Origin of the sequence: Nocardia grenadensis, assembly GCF_050942415.1 — a bacterium.
Taxonomy (GTDB): domain Bacteria; phylum Actinomycetota; class Actinomycetes; order Mycobacteriales; family Mycobacteriaceae; genus Nocardia; species Nocardia grenadensis.
In genome coordinates, this window is the sequence record NZ_CP192054.1 from 2,216,819 (window position 1) to 2,235,611 (window position 18,793).

Here is an 18,793-nt window from a genome sequence, read left to right on the forward strand (position 1 = left end):
CCTGTGACCGGCCCCGGCGCGGCGGAGTCTGCCCGGTCGATTCCGGACGAGGTCGGGCCATATCTGACCGAATTGATCCGGCGGGCGCACGCCGTCTACGGCGATCGGCTCCGCAGTGTGTTCCCGATGGGATCTCTGGCCCTCGGGGACTATCGCCACGGTCGCAGCGATATCGATATCACGGTGGTCGTGGACCCCGGCGGACCCGAGCGGCTGCCGCACGAGCTCGCCGAAGTACTGGCCCATCCCGGTTTCGATTGCCCCGCCGCGGGCCTCGAGCTGGTGGTCTACGACGCGGAGTTCGCCGCGTCGGGCGCGCCGGAACCCGGATATCTGCTGAATCTGAACACCGGTCCGCTGCTGCCCGCGGTCGCGGATTTCGATTCCGTGGGGGCACCGGCGTTCTGGTATGTGATCGATCGCGCGGTCGCCCACCAGAGTGGGCTGCCCCTGTTCGGGCGGCCGGTGCGCGAGGTGCTCGCCGCTCCACGCCGGCTCGATGTGCTCGTCGCGGTGGCGGCGTCCGTGGACGAGCACGCGTCCGGTGCCGGGCATCTCGCGGACAATCGGGTGCTCAACGGTTGCCGGGCCGTGTACTTCTGCCGCACCGGCCGCTGGGTGGCCAAACGGGAAGCCGGCCGGGCGATCGTGGCGGCCGGGGACGCGTTCGATGGGCTCGTGGGCGAGGCGCTGCGCAGTTTCGAGCGGCCACGGACGCGGGCGACGGAGCTGTCCGCGGCGCAGGTCGGCGAATTCTCGGCCTGGGTGGGCCGGACGGTGGCCGCGGCTGTAGGACGGGAAGCCGCCGGAGGGTCGGCGTTCGATATGCCTTGACAGGAATATTCCTCTAGGGAAATATAGCTCGCGTGGCACGTGATGTCTTCGAGGTACTGGCCGACCCCACCCGGCGGCGGATACTCGATCTGCTGCGCGACGGGGAGCGCACGGTCGGTGAACTGGTGGATGCGCTCGGCGCGGCCCAGCCCAATGTGTCGAAACATCTGCGCATGCTCGACGCGGCCGCGCTGGTGCGCGTCCGGGTGGACGGCCCGCGCCGGCACTACGGCCTCGCACCCGCCCGGCTGCGGGAAATCGATGCGTGGCTGGCGCCGTTCCGGCAGATCTGGGCCGACCGCCTCGACGAATTCGAGCGGTATCTGGACACGATGCCCGACGACGAAGGACCCGACGAACCCAGAGGAGTGAAATGACCGGCGCAACTGAGCGTCTCGGTGAAGTCCTGCGCGACGGTGATCGCGTGGGTACCCGCTACGAACGCACCCTGGCGCATCCACCGGAGAAGGTCTGGCGGGCGCTCACCGAATCCGAGCATCTGCGGCACTGGTTCCCCGCGGACATCATCGGCGAGCGCCGCCCGGGCGCCGAGGTGCGGTTCCGCTTCTGGCCGGAGGCGGTCGACCGGGCGAGCGAAGAGCTGACCGCAGCGGGAGTCGCGCCGGAGGACCCGGTGCTACCGGGCCGTATCCTGACCTGGGAACCGCCGCGTCTCTTCGAGTTCCTCTGGGACGACGAGCATCTGCTGTTCGAGGTCGTGCCCGACGGTGCCGGGTCCCGGCTGCTGTGCACGGTCTGGTTCGGTACCCCGGGGCCGCACGGAATATCGGGGACCGCCGCCGGATACCACATCTGCCTGGACGCGCTGGTGCATGCGCTCGATACCGGCTCGGCCGGCGAGCCGGACCGGGCGCTGATCCTCGCGCTAGAGCGCCGATACGCCGAGGTTATCGGCTGAATCGGTAGTGGCCGCGCGGTATTCGGCGGGAGGTCGGACCCGCAGCATGGTGCGGCCGAGCGCGGAGCGGTTCTCGATGGCGGCGTGGGCCGCGGCGGCGTCGGCCAGTGGGAAGGTCTGTCCGATGACGACCTCGAGTTGCTCGGTGGCGAGCAGTTCGAGTATGCGGTCGGCGTGACGGGCTCGGCTGCCGTTGCCGACGTTCAGGTCGTACAGGCTGAGGACCTCCACTCCGCGCTCGCGGGCGTTGTCGGCTCCCGCGGCGGCGAATTCACCGGCCGCGGCTCCGTACCCGATGAAGAGACCGTCGCGGGGCACGATCCGCAGCGCGGCATCGCCCGGGTCGCCGCCCGCGCCGTCGAACACCACATCGGGTCCCCGGCCGCCGGTCGCGGCCAGTGCTCGGTCCGTCCAGCCGGTCTCGGAGTAGTCGATCGCGGTCGCGGCCCCCAGCCGCCGGGTGAGCGCGAGTTTCGCCTCCCCGCGGGCCGCGGCGATCACCTGCGCTCCGGCCCGGTGGACGAGCTGGGTGAGCAGAGTGCCGAGACCACCAGCCGCGGCGGTGATCAGCACTCGTTGACCGGGCCGGATACCGGCGCGTTCGAAGGCCGCGAGCGCGGTATGGCCGTCGTGGACCACCGCCGTCGCCCGGTCGATATCGACGCTGTCCGGTATCCGGTTCAGTTGCTCGGCACCGGCGAGCGCGTATTCGGCGTAGCCGCCGATGGGCAGACCGCCGCCGACGCCGCCGGCCACGGTCCGTGCGGTCACCCGGGCGCCCGGCAGCGTGGGGTCGACACCCGGGCCCACGGCCGTGACCACCCCGCCGACAGCGCCGCCGGGTACGTAGGGCGGCTGCACGGCGAAGTAGTCGGTGCCCCATCCCGACCGCAGCCGCGTATCGAGGAACATCACATCCGCCGCGGCGACGCGTATCAGGACCTGGCCGGGGGCCGGTTCCGGGACCGGCAGCTCCCGCATCTCCAAGACGCCGGGTCCGCCGAATTCCTTTACCTGTATTGCCTGCACGATGTCACTCCTCGGGTTCGACAACCGGTGAACTCGACCAGTCTGAAACCTTCACATAGCTTCAGGTCAAGGCGGCATGGCGCGGCCGGGTGCGCGGACGGGTACGACGAAACCGTGACATCCGCGTCCGGCTGCCCGATCCGGGGCCCTCGGACGGGCAGGATCGGGGTATGCGAGTACTGCTGACCGGCGCGGCCGGATTCATCGGTTCCCATATCCACGCTGCCCTGCGGGCCCGCGGCCACGAAGTGGTGGCGGTCGACCTGATGCTGCCCGCGGCGCACGGACCCGGGGCGCAGCCGCCGGCGGGTGTGCGGCGCGTGGATGTCCGCGATGCCGCCGGGCTCGATGTACTGCTACCCGGTATCGACGTGGTGTGCCATCAGGCCGCCGTGGTGGGCGCCGGGGTCGATGTCCAGGACGCGCCCACCTACGCCGGGCACAACGACTACGGCACCGCGGTACTGCTGGCCGCGATGGACCGCGCCGGGTGCGGCCGGCTCGTCCTGGCATCCTCGATGGTGGTCTACGGCGAGGGGCTCTACCGAGGACCGGACGGAATCGTGGACGTGGCGGGGCGTCGGCCCGAAGACCTCGCGGCCGGCCGATTCGAACACCGGCGGCACGGCGAAGCGCTCACCTGGGCACCGGTTCCCGAGGACACACCGGCACGGCCCCGGAGTCTGTACGCGGCGAGCAAAGTGGCGCAGGAACACTACGCGATCGCCTGGGCCGCGGCCACCGGCGGTACGGTCACCGCATTGCGCTACCACAACGCGTACGGGTCCGGAATGCCCAGGGATACCCCGTATTCCGGGGTCGCGGCGATCTTCCGGTCCGCCCTGGCGGCGGGCCGGGCGCCGCAGGTGTTCGAGGACGGCGGGCAGATGCGGGATTTCGTGCACGTCACCGATATCGCCGCGGCGAACGTGGCCGCCGTCGAGACCGCGCTGCCCGGGGTTGAGCCGTTGAACATCTGTTCTGGACATCCCATCTCCATCGGTCATGTCGCGCGGACCCTGGCCGCCGCCCACGGCGGGCCGGAACCCGTGGTCACCGGTGCGGTGCGATCGGGAGATGTGCGCCATATAGTCGCCGATCCGGCGCGTGCCCGGCAGCTGCTCGGGTTCACCGCGCGTATCGACCCGGCCGTCGGCCTGACGGAATTCGCCTCCGCGCCATTGCGTCCGGCCGCGGCGGGCGCCACGATCGGCTGACGACCGCCGAAGACCGCCTCGGACTTCTCACCGGCCGGGCAGCTACTCGGTCTCGGGCGGCAGATCCCACCGGCCACTCTGCTCGGCCCGGGTCGCGCTGACCTGTCGCGGTTCGCCCGGCCGGGAATCCCGGGGCCGAACTCGATCGAGCGATGAGGAGGTCTGGTCGGCTTTGTGGTGGAGGTAGCGCTGTTCGACGTGGTTGTCGGTGAGGTCGGCGGCTCGGCGGAAGAGTTCGGCCGCGGTGGTGTGGTCGCCGGTTTGTTGTAAAAGGTGGGCGCGGACGGCGTGTTCGCGTTGCTGGGTGAGGGGGTTGCGGTCGAGGTGGTGACGCCGGTTCAGGTCGTCGAGCAGGGCCAGGCCGCGGGCGGGGCCGTAGGCGTGGGCGACGGCGACTACGCGGGCGAGTTGGACCGGTGGTGTGGGGGTGAGGCGTTCGAGCCACAGGTAGAGCATGGCAATCTGGGGCCAATCGGTGTGGCCCGGTTCGGCCGCGGCGTGGACGGCGGCGATCGCGGCCTGGAGCCGGTAGGGGCCGGCCGGGTCGCGATTCCAGACGCTGTCGATGAGTGCGGTTCCCTCGTCGATCATTTCGCGATTCCACTGGGATCTGTCCTGCTGGACCAGGGGTATCAGTTCGCCGGCGTCGGTGCGTGCCGCGCGCCGGGATTCGGTGAGCAGCATGAGTGCGAGCAGGCCTGTTGCCTCCACGTCGTCGGGTGCGGTGGCGTGCAGCATCCTGGCCAGCCGGATGGCCTCACCGGTGAGGTCGACGCGGGTGAGGTCGGCTCCGGCGGTCGCGGTGTAGCCCTCGTTGAAGATGAGATACAGCACCTGGCGGACCGCGGTCATCCGGCTGTCGCGGTCGGTACCGGTGGGGAGTGTGAAGCGGGCGCCGGCCTTGGCGAGTTGTTGTTTGGCGCGGCTGATCCTGGTGCCCATGGTGGCTTCGGTGGCGCCGTAGGCATGGGCGATCTCGGCGGTGGTGAGACCGCCGACCGCGCGCAGGGTGAGCGCCACCCGGGAGGTGTGGCCGAGCGCGGGGTGGCAGCACAGCAGGAGCAGGGTGAGACTGTCGTCGGTTCCGCCGGCCAGCGTCGCCCGTCCGGGTTCGGCCATGGCCAGTTCGGCGGCACCGGTTTCCAGCTCACGGCGGCGGCGGGCCTGGTCGGAGCGCAGCAGGTCGACCATTCGCCGGTAGGCGATGCGGATGAGCCGGCTGCGCGGATTGTCCGGGACGCCTTCGACCGGCCACGTGCGTGCGGCGGCCAGCAGCGCTTCCTGCACCGCGTCCTCGGCGGTGTCGAAGCGGCCGAAGCGGCGGACCAGCGCACCGAGGACCTGCGGCGCTTCGGCGCGCAGCAGGTCCTCGATTTCGCGGGTCACGCGGTGAAGTCCTCGCCCATGATCGGGCGGATCTCGATCGGTTCGCCGAGCGCTTCGACAATGCGGGCGGTGATCTGCACGGCTCGTTCGTGTCCGGCGACATCGATCACCGCGAAGCTGGCCAGCACCTCCTTCAGCTCCGCGAACGGTCCGTCGGTGGCGACCACGCCGTCGGCGGTTCTGCGCACGGTGGTGCTGACGGCCGGGTGACCCAGCCCCTCGGTGCCGACCAACTCACCGGAGGCGAACAGTTCCCTCTCCAACTGCTGATAGGTGGCGAACGCGGCCAATGCCTCCGGCGAGGGAGTGTCGGCGGAGGCGGCGTCCCACGCGGCGGCCGGGGTGTAGCCGAGAAGCAGGTATTTCACTGAGATCCTCCGATGTGGTGGGTTCTCGTCACGGTAACCGGTGTGCGAGCGTGCCCGGCTCAGGCGACGTGGCGCCGCCGGGACAGCGCCATCACGGTAGTCCAGGTGAAGGCGACCGCGCCGTTGATCGCGATCTGGACGCTCATGTACTCCGGTGACATCGGTACCAGCAGGATAAGTCCGGCCACGGCGCTGGCCACGGCGGGCAGGACCCGCCGCCGGCGAGCGCACCGCACGCTCAGGACTAGAGCCGCGATCGCGAGCGCGGTGAAGGCCACCGCGGCCGCGGCCGAGTGCGCGATGCTGTGCCAGGACATCTGCGCGACCGGCTCGTCGGGAGTGCCGGCCGGGAAACCGTTCTCCGGGTCCATGGTGAACACACCCGCCGCGACCAGCCCGACTCCGAAAACGCCCACCAGGATCGGTAATGCCCGCCGCCCGGTTCCTTCGGTGAGCGTGCGGCCGATACCGGCGGCCAGGGCCAACGCACCCACCCCCGCGGTGATGAAGGTGAGGATCTGGATCCAACCGAGATCGCCGGTCGCGAGCTGACTGATCGGATGCTGGGTGATATCGAAACCCTCGCGGGTGAGCATCTGGGTGATCGCCGAGACGAAGAACAGGGGGCCGGCGGCAGCACCCGCGAGCAACAGGCCCTCGGACGCCCGGCCGCGAGCGCAGACGGTGACGGTTGGGGTGGTGGTTGGGCTGGTCATCGGGTTTTCCTTCCTCGGTAACGGGTTGTTGCTGCTACCTCGGAACCGCCGGACAGATCTCGACACCACAGGCGAGTGATTCAGGTCACGGTCGATAGATGTCGAAGACCACGTGCCGGCACCGAGGTGACAGCGAACAACCCACCCACAGGAGGACGAAATGAACGACATTCAGCAGCAGCCCACCCCCGAACTGCGAGCACTGGACCGCCTCGTCGGCACCTGGACGGTCCGCGGAGGAGCGGAAGGAACCGTGCGCTACGAATGGATGCCGGGCCGGTTCTTCCTGCTCCAGCACGTCGAGCTCACTCAGTACGGCGAACCCGTCACCGGCATGGAAGTGATCGGCAACCTCCGCCCATTCGGTGAACCGACCGGGCCCGATGTGGCCTCGCGGTACTACGACTCGGCCGGCAACACCTTCGACTACATCTACGAACTGATCGGTGACACGCTCACCATCTGGGCCGGCGCCAAAGGCAGCCCCGCGTACTACCGCGGTGCCTTCGACGCCGAGGGGACCACGGTCACCGGCGAATGGGTGTACCCCGGCGGGGGCGGATACAGCGCGACCATGACCCGGATCTGAACCGCGGCGGCCCGGGTCGATCGGCGCCCCGTCACGGCCGTGACGGGGCGCCGATAACCATGAGATTCAGCAGTTGGGCTCGCGGCCGGTGTGCACGGAAGCGAGTGGGCCACGGAGGCGCTACTATGTAATGAATATTTGTTCATTACATAGATGGGGGAAGGGTGGCACGCACCGCTGAGCAGAGCGCGGCCATGACCGCGGCGACACGGAGCGCGGTGCAGACCGCGGCGGTGCGCGTTTTCGCCCGGCACGGCTACGCCGCATCGACCATCCGCGATATCGCGGTCGAAGCCGGTGTCGGCATCGGCACGATCTACCGGCACTACCCGACCAAGGATGCGCTGTATGCCGACCTGCTCGACCAGGCGCTGACCGGCCTCGTCGCCCTGACCGAGGAGCTGTCCGGCCCAGGAGGTCCGGTCGAGACGGTCCGGGAATTCACCGGCCGATACCTGGCCGGGCTCACCGCCGACGACGGTGCCGCGGAGTTCATGATCGCCATCAACCAGGGCGTCACCGCCGGCACCCCGGGCGCATCGATCGCTCGACTCCACGCCGCCCACCGCTCGATGCAGCACGCTTTCGAAGACCTGGTCCGTCGCGGCCAGGCGGCCGGCGAGTTCGGTCACGGTGATCCGGCACAACTCACGACCTGCTACTTCGCGATGCTCGGCGGTCTCACCTCGATCCGGGTAGGCCTGGGCGCCGAGTTCACCGCCCCGGACATCGATGTCGTACTCAAACTGCTGACAGAAGGACGAACTGGATGATCGAGATCGAGCACGGTGACAAGCTGGGCGAAAGTTTCCGGTGGCGGATCACCGAGGTGCTGGTGCGGGGCTTCGCCGAGGACTTCGCCTTCTTCTCTTCCGACCCGGAGAAATTGACCGCGGCGTTCGAGCACATGCTCCTGCTGGAGCGTTTCGTCGTGGCCCTGGCCGACGGCGAACCTGCGGCCATCGCATCGGTCACCACCGGCGATCAGGAGTGCTTCGCGCCCCGACTGCCGGAGTTCCGCCGCCACCTCGGGCTCCTGCACGGCACCATCAGCTACCCGATCGTGCGCTCGCAGTTCCTGGGCGCTCCCGACGAGGCGCGAGACGGGTCGGCCGAGATCGCCTTCGTCGCCACCGTCCCCGCCCTCCAAGGGCGCGGGGTGGGTACCGCACTGATGCAACACATCATCGCTCTTCCCGGCTACGACGAGTTCGTCCTGCGCGAGATCAAGGATACGAACGCGCCCGCACTCGGTCTCTACCGCAAGTTCGGCTTCACCGAATACCACCGACGACCCGTCCGTTTCGCGCGCCGTGCCGGCTTCGGCCACTACCTCTCACTCCACCTGAAGAAGGCCTGAGCCGGCGAGATCGCCGGCAACGCCGGCCGGCGGACGTGTTCACCGGCCGACGCATTCGGGCCGGTCCGGGCGCTCGAACGGATAGCGCGCGCGGAATTCCGCCGCCGCCTCGGCCATCGTCACGAATTCGACCCCGGCGAAGCCCGCCCAGCGGTCCAGCAGGCGTTCGAGCATCAGCAGTACCTGTGGCCGTCCGGAGACGTCGGGATGCAGGGTGACCGGGATGACGGCGTAGTCCAGTTCCCGGTACACCCAGTCGAATTGGTCGTTCCACATCTGTTCGATCGCGCGCGGCGCGACGAAGCCGTGCGAGTTGGGGTGGGCCTTGATGAACATCATCGGCGGCAGGTCGTCGATGTACCAGTTGCCACAGAACTCGACCAGGTCGATCTCGTGTCCGTGCGCGAGCGGTTTCATCCAGTGCGCGGCGGGTCCGGAGGTGTCGACAGGCGTCCAGGTGTCGCCGACGCGGGCATAGAAGGGAACGAAATCGTTGTAGTTCTGCGAATGGTCGTAGGAGAAGCCGTAGTCGGCGAGGATGGACGCGGTGTGCTCGCTCATCTCCCACCACGGTGCGACATAACCCAGCGGCCGGCGGCCACCGAGTTGTTCGATGAGTTCCACGCATTTGGACATGACATCGCGTTCCTGCCGCGGGGTGAGCGCCCGCGGATTCTCGTGGCTGTATCCGTGGGCGCCGATCTCGTGTCCCGCCTCGACGCACCGGCGCGCTTGTGCGGGGAAGGTTTCGATGGAGTGCCCGGGCCAGAACCAGGTGGTCCGGATATCGCGGCGCGCGAACAGCCGCAGCAGGCGCGGCACCCCGACTTCGCCGGCGAATACGCCCCGTTGCATATCGTTGGGCGAATCCTGGCCGCCGTAGGAACCGAGCCAGCCGGCGCAGGAATCGACATCGATGCCGAGGGCCACCTGAATCTTCTTGTCCATCCGATCAACTCCTTCCGGTGGTCGGTGCCACGTCGTCGTACGGTTCCGGTCGGACGCGTCCCGGAGCGGTGTCGTCGACGGCGGGTAGTGGTGCGGCGGGTTTGTCCGTGCGGGAACCGGTTCCGGCGCGCTCGGCGGCAATGCCAGGGGCGGCGTAGATCTCGTCGACGAGTTCGCGCAGGTCCGGCGGGTCGAGGTCGAGCCGCGGGGTGTCCGTCGCGCTCTTCGTCATCTCGAAGAGATCGTCGATCATCCGGGACAACCGCCGGGTCTCCCGGCCGATCCGCTCGGCGTATCGGGCGATATCGGCCGGGTCGGTCGCCGCGCTGTTGTCGAGCGCCTCGGTCACGGCCCGGATTCCCGCGAGCGGTGTTCGCAGATCGTGGCTCACCCAGGCCATCAGTGCGCGCCGCGACTGTTCGGCGGCGTGTTCCTGGTCGCGAATCCGTCGCTCCCGTGACCTTTGGCGGGATTGCTCCCGGCCCAGCAGTACGGCGGCCGGTACGGTGACCGCGGCGACCAGCAGCAGGACGAGGAAGGTGCGCCGGAACTCGGCGGTGACCAGCAGCCCGCTCACCCCGGTGACAGCGGCCAGCGCGGCCAGGATCGGGAGGAGCACCAGGGTCGTGGTACACGCGGTGAGCGAACGCCGGCGTAGCACGCGCGCGACCAGGACGCCCGCCGTCACCACCGGCAGGGCACAGGCCACTGTGCAGACGATGATCTCCGGCAGGTCATCGGACACTGCTGTGCTCCGCGACGGCATCGGACCGGCTGCCGGCGCAGCGGTGGCGGGGACCCGGCTCGGCGCGGCCGCTCCGGCCGGCGCCGGCGACCCCTACCGTGTGCCTGTCCCGATCGGGGCGTACCACGTCCGGTATCGGGAGGTGGCTGTCGGCCACGAGTATGCGCATGGATACCTCACCAATTCGTCAGCAGCAGGTGGACCAGCAGCAAGGCCCCGGCGGTCTGGACGGCGAGCCAGGGGCGGACATGTCCGCGCGGTAGGAACGCCGTCGCCGCGAGCAGCCACATATCGAACGGTAGCCAGATCCGTTCGGTCTCCGCCTTGCTCAACCCGCTGAGGTCGGCGGCGGCGACAGCGCAGACGGCGGCGGCGACCAGCAGGGCGGCCGGATCGAGTGTCCGCAGCCGGGACGGCGCCAGCGCCCGCGCGAGCGCCGCCGCCGTCGCGAGCCCGACCGCGCAGACGGTGGCGGCGAGATTGCCCCACCACCAGTACCCGTACGGGCGGGTGGCGGCGATGCCCTGGTAGTAGCGTTCGACTACGAGGTGGTAGCCGTCGAGCCACCAGAATCCGGCAGCCGTGAAACCGGCCACCACGATGAGCGCGCCCAGCACGGCGGGCAGCAGCGGCCGCAGCGTGTGGGCGCCGAGCAGTACCGCGACGGCGAACAGACCCATCAGGATCAGGCCGTAGTTCAGGTAGATCCCGAAGCCGAACAGCATCCCGGCCGCGAACGCGGCCGGTATCGCGGTGCGGCGGGCCATGGAGGGAGCGGGCGCCGAGTCGGAAACGGTCCCCGGTGCGTTCGCGGGCAGGTGGGTGGATCGCGCGCCCGCGGCGATGGCGAGCAGTGCCACCGCCCACGCGGCGACCCCGGCGAAGAGGGCGTCGGCGGAGACCGCGATCCAGATGGCCGCCGGCGCGAGCACCAGGAACGGCAGTGCCCTGCGGGCACGGTCCTCGGCGCCCAGGGCGCGCAACGCGACCGCCACCGCGATCGGCGCGCTACATCCCACCAGCACACAGACGATCCCCGCCCACGTGGACCCACCCAAGCCTATGCGGTCGAGGACGACGAAGAACAGCAGCGCGCCGGGCGGATGGCCGGAGACGTGCGTGGTCCATGAATCCGGTTGCCCGTCGACGATCCGGTCGGCGAACGAGGCCGGCATCGACGCGATATCGGTGACCCCGGGCACTTCGGCGAGGTATTCGTGACCGTCGGCGAGCCGTGCGGTGAAACCCCGCCGCCACCCGTCCACCAGGGCGAGTGCGAACGCCCACGCCACCGCGGTGAGATAACCGACGGTGAGCAGTCGCCGCCAGGGGAGCCGGCCGGCCGACGCCGCGCCCCGGGCGACCACGGTCGCCGCCAACACCAGCGCCGGGAGGGTGCCCCAGCCGATATGCGGCGACCAGTGGCCGAAAATGGGCGCGGCGGCGGCGAACAGGCTGTGCCGCCACGATTCGCCGGCCAGTTGCGGAACGGTGAACGCGACCGCCACCAGCAATGCCGCGCCCACAGTACCGAGCAGCTCGCCCCGGAACCGGGTGCGGGGGTCGGCGATCTCGATCAGCTCCGGCACAGAGGCCACCCTAGGCCGGTCCGGCCCCGACTCAGCGCATTCACCAGGATATTCGGACACGACGTCATGGTTTTGTCACAGGATTTCCGCCGCCGCGGGCTTAGCGTGGCACCCATGCCGACAGAGCACCGCGAACCGGCCGGGGTCACCGTGGTGATCCCGTGCCGCAACGAAGCCGAAGCGTTGCCGGCGGTCCTGGCCGCGCTTCCGGCCGGATATCAGCCGATCGTCGTCGACAACGGATCGACCGACGACACCGCCGCGGTCGCGACCGGATACGGCGCCCGGGTGATCGTCGAACCGCGGCCCGGCTACGGGGCCGCGGTACAGGCCGGTATCGCCGCGGCCCGCACCGACCTGGTCGCCGTCCTCGACGGCGACGGATCGATGGACCCCGGGGAGCTGCCCCGGCTGGTGGCCGAGATCCGCGCCGGTGCCGATCTCGCGGTGGGCCGCCGGCGGCCGGTCCGCGGTGGGGTGTGGCCGTGGCACACCCGGCTCGGCAATCGTGTCGTCGCCCGCCGGTTACGCCGCCGCTACGGCCTGCCGGTGCACGATATAGGGGCCATGCGGGTCGCGGGCCGGGAGCGGCTGGAATCGCTGGGCCGGTTGCACGATCGCTTCGGATATCCGCTCGAGCTGCTCGTCCGTGCCGCCGCGGCGCGGTGGGATGTGCGCGAGGTCGATATCAGCTACCGGGCGCGAGCCGGTGGCCGGTCGAAGATATCGGGGACGGCGCGAGGATCACTGCGGGCGACCCGTGATTTCCTGGCGGTTCTGCGGTGAGCCGGACCGCTGGGTCGCGGGTTCCGGTTCCGGGACCGGACTGCGGCGCGCGCGCCGGCGGCGCACCGGTGCCGGTGGCCTTGCTGGTGGTGGCCAAGGCACCGGTCGCGGGGTACGCCAAGACCCGGCTGACCCCGCCGCTGACGCCGGTGCAGGCCGCCCGGCTGGCGGCCGCCGCACTACTGGACACACTCGACGCGGTGCGTGCCTGCCCGGTCACCCACCGGGTGGTCGCGTTCACCGGCGACCTGGCCGCCGCGGAGTTCGGTGGTGAGATAGCGCGGCGACTGGACGATTTCGAGGTGCTTCCGCAGCGCGGCCCGGGTTTCGCGGTGCGGCTGGCCAACGCCCACGCCGATACCGCGCGGTCGGGGCTGCCGGTATTGCAGATCGGGATGGACACGCCGCAGCTCGACCCGCGCGTGCTCACCCACGCGGCCCGCACCCTGGCCGCCGGGGCCGACGCATTGCTGGGCCCCGCGACCGATGGCGGCTGGTGGGGGCTGGGGCTGTCCGATCCGCGGGCCGCGCGCCTGCTGGCGGAGGTGCCCATGTCCACCGCGGCCACCGGCGACCGCACCCGAAGTGTGCTGTGCGCGCACGGATACCGGGTCGGGACGCTGCCCGCCTTCACCGATGTCGACCACTACGCCGACGCCCTGCGGGTCGCCGCCGATTGTTCCGGGCGGTTCGCCGCGGAGGTGGCGGCACTCGGCGCCGCCCGGGCCGCGCGGTGATCGGCCGGTTCGATCCGGCGCTGACCGGCCGCGACTGCTGGATCCGTTCCGTCGACGGTGATCGCACCCGGCTACCGACCCGCCGCTGGCTCGGCGGTGCCCGGATCTCCGCTGCCGACCGGCGCGTGGATTCGACTCTGGTCGGGTGTTGTGACGGGCCGACGGTCGATCTGGGCTGTGGGCCCGGCCGATTGGTGGATGCGCTGTGCCGCCGCGGGGTCATCGCGCTCGGCGTCGATATCTCACCCACCGCGGTCGCGGTCACCCGGCACCGGGGTGCCCCGGCCGTGGCTCGCGATATCTTCGGACCGCTGCCGGGCGACGGCCGGTGGCACTACGCGCTACTGGCCGACGGGAACATCGGTATCGGCGGCGACCCGCGTCGGGTGCTGCGCCGAATCGCGGGCCTGCTCCGCCCGGGCGGCCTGGCTGTGATCGAATTCTCCTGCCCTGGAACAGGTTTCGGTGTCCGGCAGATCCGGCTGGAAACCCGTACCGAGGCCGGGGACTGGTTTCCCTGGGCGGAGGTGGGTATCGATCACGCCGCCGGGCTGGCGGGGGAGACCGGCTTCGAGCTACAGACCACGGCCGATATCTCGGGACGCCATATCGCCTGGTTGCGCAACGGCGCGCGCGGATGAGCCGGGCGGTGGTTTCGCCGATGACGGCGCCCCACGGCGGTAGCGGTGGGCCGGACCATCGAACGGCGGCCCTCCCCGGCCCGGATCGTGTGCGGCATGGGTCCGGGCCCGTGCTCCCTGCTCCGGGCAACACACCATATCGTCCGGCCCGGCCGCCCGGGGGACACGCGACGTGGGCCCGGCCGGTGCGGCGAAAGATCAGGGCGCCGGTACGGCCGTGGTGGTGGTCTCCTGCGGTGTCGTGCTCGGTTGGGGCGCCTCCGAGCTGCTGTTCACCGCGACCTGCGGAGGCGTGGGACGAGTCGTCGCCACCGGTGGAGTCGCCGTTTCGGGAGTGGCCACGACGGTTCCGGTCTCGGTCGCCTCCGGCGTGCCGACGGGCGGCTCGGTGGTGGTGGTCCCGGCGGCCGGTGGCGTGGTCGTGGGATCGGTCGTGGTCGCCGGGGCGGTGGTGGTCGGGGTACCGGTCGCCGGTTGCGTGGTCACCGGGGCGGTCCCGCTCGTCGTCGGCGCGGCCGTGGTGGTGGCCTTCGGCGCGGTGGTGGTGGGCTCGGTCGTGGTCTCCGCGGCCGCCCGGTAGGCGTCGTCGAGGTCCTCGGCTGTCGGGGCCGACTTCGTGTCCACCGGTTCGCCGGCCTGCGCCTGCTTCGCCAGATGGGTCAGCCAGGCCGCGGCGTATTCGGCGGAGGTGAGCGTTCTACCGTTCCCCGGGTCGGCATCGCGCCAGTAGTCGAAGTGGTGACCGCTGGCGTTGGGGCCGAGCGTGAGCTGGTAGGGATCGGACAGGATCACCGGAATCGTGTTCTGGTTCGTGACGATCAGGCCGACGATCTCGTTGAGAACCTTCTGCGGCAGATAGGCCAGCGGGGACATCTGATCGGTCGAGATGGCGTCCGCCGGCGCCGGTGTGGTGGTGTTCCCGGGTTCGTAGGCCGGGTCCGAGACCCGCAGCAGCACCTCGAGGAAGGTTTCGTCGCCGGCCATCCAGTTGGGCTGCGACTGGATATCGGCCAGTGCCAGCAGCGTGACCCGGCTCAGCACCACCGCGACATCCTGGCCGGTGGCAGGGTTGAGGCCCTCGCGTTCGAGGGCGTCGACGTTCACCTGCCGCGCCACATTGACCACCAGTTGCAGCAGCGCGATATTGTCCGGCGCTGCGCAGGTGAGATCGCCGTCGGAGCAGAAGGAGGCGATCTTGCCGTTCAACGCGCCGAAATCGCCGCTGGTCCCGGCCACCGCGCCCTGACCGGGGACGGGTTTTCCGCCGTTCTGGTAGAGCTGATCGAAATTGTCCGGGTTGCCGTTCGGGTTCTGGGCGCCGGGGAACGGGCCGTCGCCCGCCGAGCGGCCGGAATCGGCGAGGATGACCACGCCGGTGACCTTGGCGGGGTCGACGATGGCATAGCCGCCGTCCTGTTGCTCCTGGTGACCGACCTCCATCGCCACCCGCCGGACCACATCGGCGCCCTCGCTGTAGCCGACGATCGCGAACCGGGTATCCGGGCAGGCCTGCGCGATCTCCCGCATCACCTGCTGGGTGTTGGCGACACCGGTGGTGACGGCGTCCTCGTAGGTGGCCATGTTCGCGGGATAGGCGATATAGACGGCGGCATAGGAACCGGGGTCCACATCGTCGGCGGGCGCATTGACCACCGGGTCGACCCATTCGCTGCTGTGGTCGCCGGACAGCGCCGCGGGCAGCGGGTTGCCGTGGGCGTCCACCAGCAGTTTCGTGGTGCCCGCAGCCGGTGTATCGCCGCGCCCCGCCACCGAGATGGTGACCATATCGTGGCATTCGGTGACCGACGCCTTCAGCTGCGTATCGGCGTGCTGGGCCGGTGCGGTCACCGAGTAGGCCGCGGCCACCGCCGCCGCCACGCCGAGACCGGCGGGGGCCGCGATCGCCGCGGCGATCCGGTGCTGCGTCAGGTAGGTGCGTGCGCGCACCAGGTGATCACTGGGGAAAGCCATGTCCCGAGCTCCATTCGACTGCTGGTAAATGGACGGACAGGCCCCCCGACGGGCCATTGCGTCACCGGAGAAGTCGTGGCCCGGGTGCGCGGCGTTACGGTCTCACTTCGGGTCGAGCGCTCCCTCGTGATAGGTCACCGACGGACTCCACAGGAAGAAGCTGTCGATACCGGTCCGGTAGGTCGCATCGATCTGCGCTCTGACCTGGGCATCTCCGTATTCCGCCCCGAGACTGAAGTCCTGCAACCAGGGAATCACCTTCGCGTTCGTGTCCGAGGTCACGGTCTGGAAGTCCCGGAGCGCGGCCGCCACGATGTCGTAGGGCTGGTTGTTCGGATCGGCGACTCCGTACTCGCCGGTGTTCCAGTGCGAGGGGTAGATCATCGGCGCCACGAAATCCACCTGCTCGGCGATGAGCGGGATGTCCTGGGCGATCTGATCCGGCCGGGAGGCGGCGATACCGTAGACCGCCGCGCTGAGATGGGCGCCGGCGGTGTGTACGGGTTCCCGGGCCTGCCCCAGGAATCCGGCCACGGCGCGGGTCGCCGGCCCGGTGAGCCCGGGGAACTTCATACTCGAGAGGCTGCCGTCGGGCCGGCGGACGTAGTCGTACATGACTCCGTCGAAGCCCAGTTCGGCGGCCTCGACGGCGAGCGCGATATTGTAGGCCCGCACTTCGGGGTGGGCGAAGTTGGTGAACGCGATGGCGCCGTAGTGGCTGGAATAGGGTTGACCGGCCGGATTCTGGACCACCCAGTCGGGCCGCTGGTTGTGCCAGGCCCAGCCGGCCAGGGTGGGGTCGCGGAAGGCCACGATCCGGCCGACCACCTGCACTCCCATATCGTGCAGCTGCCGCAGTGCGTCGCGGGCCCGGTAGATCGGGGTGGCGGCGCCGGTGCTGCGGGCCAGCGGGACTTGCGAGTCGTAACCGACGACGCCGTCCTCGTCCTTGATATCGAGCTGAACGGTGTCGATCCGGCCCTGCCGGGCCATGTCCAGCACCGATTCGCGCATGCCCGCATGCGACCAGGCGTGAGCGGTCACATGCACCGCGCGCATCCGTGGCAGATCGATACCCGCGGCCAGCGGCCGACTCGTCTCGTTACCCGCCGCGTCGACGGCGACCACCGCGGCACCAAAGGGATGATGCGGCAACTCGGTCTCGAAGCCGCCGTCGGGTCCGGGGGTGAGCTGCTGCGCGCCGATCGAGACGCGCACCGCGTCGGGCGCCCGGCCGCGCACCGTGACGGGGTCGCGATAGGACTCCACGGCCGGCAGCGGCACCACGTCCAGTACCGGAGCGGTGGTGTCGACGGTGAAGGCCGCCGACGCGGCGGGTTCGTCGCGCAACCAGCCGAGCGGCCCGCCGGCCGGGATCCGCGCGGTGAAGGTGTGCTCGCCGTCGGCCAGACCCTCCGGGCGGTAGACCACCGTTTCACCCTCTACTCGCCCGGTCACCGTCCCGCCGTCCACGGCCAGTTCCACCGCTCGCGGGTCGTGCCCGGTGGCATCCACCCGCAGCACCAGATCTTCGAGGGCGGCGGCACCGACCGGGCCCGGCGGTAGGCCGCTCAGCGGTAATGCGGGTGCCGGTGAACGACCGGCTCCGACGCCGACCGCGACCAGCACGACCACCAGGACAATACCGAAAGCCGAGACCACCAACCGCTTACGGTCGGCGGTCCGGAACCGCATGAGCACAACGCATCAACTCCCACGAACAACTGTCCCGTCAATATGGACAGATCGCGCCCGGCTCAATCTCTTTCTCGGAGATGGAACGTAAATCGTTGTCGGCACGTAACATTCGGGCGATGGTGCGGTTCCCGGGAGCATTCGTGCGGGCGGTCGTGGCGGCGGTGGTGTGCGCGGCGGTCACGGCCTGCGGCGGAACACCCGCCGCGGGGCCGCCGCAGACGACCCCGGCGGCCCCGCCGCCGCCCGCGGTGACCACCCCACCCCCGCCGGACCCGGCCGCCGTCGGCGCCGACGAGCTCGGGGTGGTCCCGATCCTGATGTACCACCAGCTCTCGCCCGGTCCGGCCGGCGAATACGACCAGACACCCGCCGAGTTCCGCGCCGAACTCGATCGGCTGTATCGGGAGGGCTACCGGCCGATCACCGCCGCGCAGTACGCCGCGGGAACCGTGGATATCCCGGCGGGAACTCATCCCGTGGTGCTCACCTTCGACGACTCCACCACCAGCCAGTTGCGCTTCACCCCGGACGGCGTGCCCGTTCCCGATTGCGCCGTGGCCGTCCTGGAGGAATTCGCGGCCCGGCATCCGGACTTCCCCGCCCGCGCCACCTTCTATGTCACCGACGATGCCTTCGGCGGCGATCCGCGCGCTCTGCCGTGGCTGGCCGCGCACGGCTACGAGATCGGCGCGCACACCGCGACCCATCAAGACCTCGGCTCGCTGGACGCCGCGGGTGTGCAGCGCGAACTGGCGCAGAACGTGCGGACGATCGGTGCCGCCGTCCCGGGCACCGAGGTGCGCACCATGGCCTTGCCACTGGGCTCGTCCCCGGCCGACCCGGCTCTCGCTCTCGCGGGGAGCTGGGACGGTACCGGTTACCGGTTCGGGGCCGTGATGCTGGTCGGCGCGAACCCCGCGCCCTCGCCGTTCGGCGCGGTCGATCCCGCCGCGGTGCCGCGAATCCGGTCCGGCCTCGGGCAGGTGCCGTTCGACTCCGCCTACTGGCTCGACGAGCTGGCGGCGAACCCCGAAGCCCGTTTCACCTCCGACGGCGACCCGCAGCGGATCTCGTTCCCACGCGGTTCGGGCGGTGGCCTCGCCCCGCGCTGGGCCGGGCGGGCCGCCCCGTACTGAGGTGCGGTGTGTGCACCCGCCCCGGCCGGGCGACCTCCGGGCGCAGATCCCCGCTGCTGTGATCGGTGTCCGTGTTCGCCGTTGTAGTGGTCGTCCGGGCCGCGTGCTGCCGACTCGCCCCACT

General features: G+C 70.4%; 20 protein-coding genes. 11 read left to right on the plus strand and 9 right to left on the minus strand.

Annotation, left to right across the window (positions count from 1 at the left end):
* Nucleotides 1-3: 3 nt before the first annotated feature.
* The 3 genes from ACQPYS_RS10080 to ACQPYS_RS10090 are packed head-to-tail and all read left to right on the plus strand — an operon-like array spanning nt 4 to nt 1,753.
* Complete coding sequence (locus ACQPYS_RS10080; protein ID WP_433492381.1) at nt 4-834, plus strand: nucleotidyltransferase domain-containing protein; 831 nt, start codon at nt 4-6, stop codon at nt 832-834.
* 32 nt (nt 835-866) lie between these two features.
* Entirely contained in the window at nt 867-1,211 is a 345-nt protein-coding gene (locus tag ACQPYS_RS10085) for an ArsR/SmtB family transcription factor (protein ID WP_063035981.1), read from the plus strand.
* Entirely contained in the window at nt 1,208-1,753 is a 546-nt protein-coding gene (locus tag ACQPYS_RS10090; protein ID WP_431941230.1) for an SRPBCC domain-containing protein, read from the plus strand. The genes ACQPYS_RS10085 and ACQPYS_RS10090 overlap by 4 nt, the downstream gene beginning before the upstream one ends.
* On the opposite strand, the gene ACQPYS_RS10095 is transcribed toward ACQPYS_RS10090, so the two are convergent.
* The gene (locus ACQPYS_RS10095) at nt 1,721-2,782 is read right to left on the minus strand and encodes a zinc-binding dehydrogenase (RefSeq protein ID WP_433492382.1); all 1,062 of its coding nucleotides are present in this window, start codon (nt 2,780-2,782) and stop codon (nt 1,721-1,723) included. The genes ACQPYS_RS10090 and ACQPYS_RS10095 overlap by 33 nt on opposite strands.
* 170 nt (nt 2,783-2,952) lie before the next feature.
* Here ACQPYS_RS10095 and ACQPYS_RS10100 point away from each other — a divergent pair, with 170 nt between their 5' ends.
* Complete coding sequence (locus ACQPYS_RS10100; protein WP_433492383.1) at nt 2,953-3,999, plus strand: NAD-dependent epimerase/dehydratase family protein; 1,047 nt, start codon at nt 2,953-2,955, stop codon at nt 3,997-3,999.
* Between the two features lie 42 nt (nt 4,000-4,041).
* Here the strand turns inward: ACQPYS_RS10100 and ACQPYS_RS10105 are convergent, their stop codons facing one another.
* Genes ACQPYS_RS10105 through ACQPYS_RS10115 form a run of 3 tightly spaced genes read right to left on the minus strand, consistent with a single transcriptional unit; the run spans nt 4,042 to nt 6,469 of the window.
* Complete coding sequence (locus ACQPYS_RS10105; RefSeq protein WP_433492384.1) at nt 4,042-5,385, minus strand: RNA polymerase sigma factor; 1,344 nt, start codon at nt 5,383-5,385, stop codon at nt 4,042-4,044.
* Complete coding sequence (locus tag ACQPYS_RS10110; RefSeq protein WP_063035984.1) at nt 5,382-5,753, minus strand: YciI family protein; 372 nt, start codon at nt 5,751-5,753, stop codon at nt 5,382-5,384. Before ACQPYS_RS10110 ends, ACQPYS_RS10105 begins: the two co-directional genes overlap by 4 nt.
* A 59-nt stretch (nt 5,754-5,812) precedes the next feature.
* Complete coding sequence (locus ACQPYS_RS10115) at nt 5,813-6,469, minus strand: DUF998 domain-containing protein (RefSeq protein WP_433492385.1); 657 nt, start codon at nt 6,467-6,469, stop codon at nt 5,813-5,815.
* 160 nt (nt 6,470-6,629) lie between these two features.
* Here ACQPYS_RS10115 and ACQPYS_RS10120 point away from each other — a divergent pair, with 160 nt between their 5' ends.
* From ACQPYS_RS10120 to ACQPYS_RS10130, 3 genes are all read left to right on the plus strand, one after another.
* A complete protein-coding gene (locus tag ACQPYS_RS10120) occupies nt 6,630-7,058 on the plus strand; it encodes a hypothetical protein (RefSeq protein WP_433492386.1) in 429 nt (142 codons plus the stop codon).
* A 164-nt stretch (nt 7,059-7,222) separates the two neighbouring features.
* Nucleotides 7,223-7,831: a TetR/AcrR family transcriptional regulator gene (locus ACQPYS_RS10125; RefSeq protein ID WP_063035987.1), complete on the plus strand. Its 609-nt coding sequence runs from the start codon at nt 7,223-7,225 to the stop codon at nt 7,829-7,831.
* On the plus strand, nt 7,828-8,418 hold the full coding sequence (locus ACQPYS_RS10130) for a GNAT family N-acetyltransferase (protein WP_433492387.1): 591 nt from the start codon (nt 7,828-7,830) through the stop codon (nt 8,416-8,418). Before ACQPYS_RS10125 ends, ACQPYS_RS10130 begins: the two co-directional genes overlap by 4 nt.
* A 39-nt stretch (nt 8,419-8,457) precedes the next feature.
* Here ACQPYS_RS10130 and ACQPYS_RS10135 read toward each other — a convergent pair whose 3' ends face one another.
* The 3 genes from ACQPYS_RS10135 to ACQPYS_RS10145 all read right to left on the minus strand — a co-directional run bounded on the left by ACQPYS_RS10135 (nt 8,458) and on the right by ACQPYS_RS10145 (nt 11,691).
* Entirely contained in the window at nt 8,458-9,366 is a 909-nt protein-coding gene (locus ACQPYS_RS10135) for a polysaccharide deacetylase family protein (RefSeq protein ID WP_433492388.1), read from the minus strand.
* 4 nt (nt 9,367-9,370) lie between these two features.
* Nucleotides 9,371-10,111 (minus strand): sensor histidine kinase, encoded by a 741-nt coding sequence (locus ACQPYS_RS10140; protein ID WP_433492389.1) that lies wholly within the window; start codon nt 10,109-10,111, stop codon nt 9,371-9,373.
* 176 nt (nt 10,112-10,287) lie between these two features.
* A complete protein-coding gene (locus ACQPYS_RS10145) occupies nt 10,288-11,691 on the minus strand; it encodes a hypothetical protein (protein WP_433493015.1) in 1,404 nt (467 codons plus the stop codon).
* 123 nt (nt 11,692-11,814) lie between these two features.
* Between ACQPYS_RS10145 and ACQPYS_RS10150 the strand changes: the two genes are divergently transcribed.
* The 3 genes from ACQPYS_RS10150 (at nt 11,815) to ACQPYS_RS10160 (ending at nt 13,864) form a co-directional block, all read left to right on the plus strand.
* Nucleotides 11,815-12,486 (plus strand): glycosyltransferase family 2 protein, encoded by a 672-nt coding sequence (locus ACQPYS_RS10150; RefSeq protein WP_433492390.1) that lies wholly within the window; start codon nt 11,815-11,817, stop codon nt 12,484-12,486.
* Between the two features lie 68 nt (nt 12,487-12,554).
* A complete protein-coding gene (locus ACQPYS_RS10155; protein WP_433493016.1) occupies nt 12,555-13,223 on the plus strand; it encodes a TIGR04282 family arsenosugar biosynthesis glycosyltransferase in 669 nt (222 codons plus the stop codon).
* Nucleotides 13,220-13,864, plus strand: coding sequence for a methyltransferase domain-containing protein (locus ACQPYS_RS10160; protein WP_433492391.1), 645 nt, complete (start codon nt 13,220-13,222; stop codon nt 13,862-13,864). The genes ACQPYS_RS10155 and ACQPYS_RS10160 overlap by 4 nt, the downstream gene beginning before the upstream one ends.
* A gap of 198 nt (nt 13,865-14,062) precedes the next feature.
* Here the strand turns inward: ACQPYS_RS10160 and ACQPYS_RS10165 are convergent, their stop codons facing one another.
* Together ACQPYS_RS10165 and ACQPYS_RS10170 are read right to left on the minus strand one after the other, a co-directional pair.
* A complete protein-coding gene (locus ACQPYS_RS10165; protein WP_433492392.1) occupies nt 14,063-15,835 on the minus strand; it encodes a cutinase family protein in 1,773 nt (590 codons plus the stop codon).
* Between the two features lie 102 nt (nt 15,836-15,937).
* Nucleotides 15,938-17,530 carry a putative glycoside hydrolase gene (locus ACQPYS_RS10170; protein WP_433492393.1) on the minus strand — a complete coding sequence of 531 codons (1,593 nt, stop codon included), beginning with the start codon at nt 17,528-17,530 and terminating at the stop codon, nt 15,938-15,940.
* Between the two features lie 119 nt (nt 17,531-17,649).
* Between ACQPYS_RS10170 and ACQPYS_RS10175 the strand changes: the two genes are divergently transcribed.
* Nucleotides 17,650-18,669 (plus strand): polysaccharide deacetylase family protein, encoded by a 1,020-nt coding sequence (locus tag ACQPYS_RS10175; RefSeq protein WP_433492394.1) that lies wholly within the window; start codon nt 17,650-17,652, stop codon nt 18,667-18,669.
* Nucleotides 18,670-18,793: the final 124 nt, after the last annotated feature.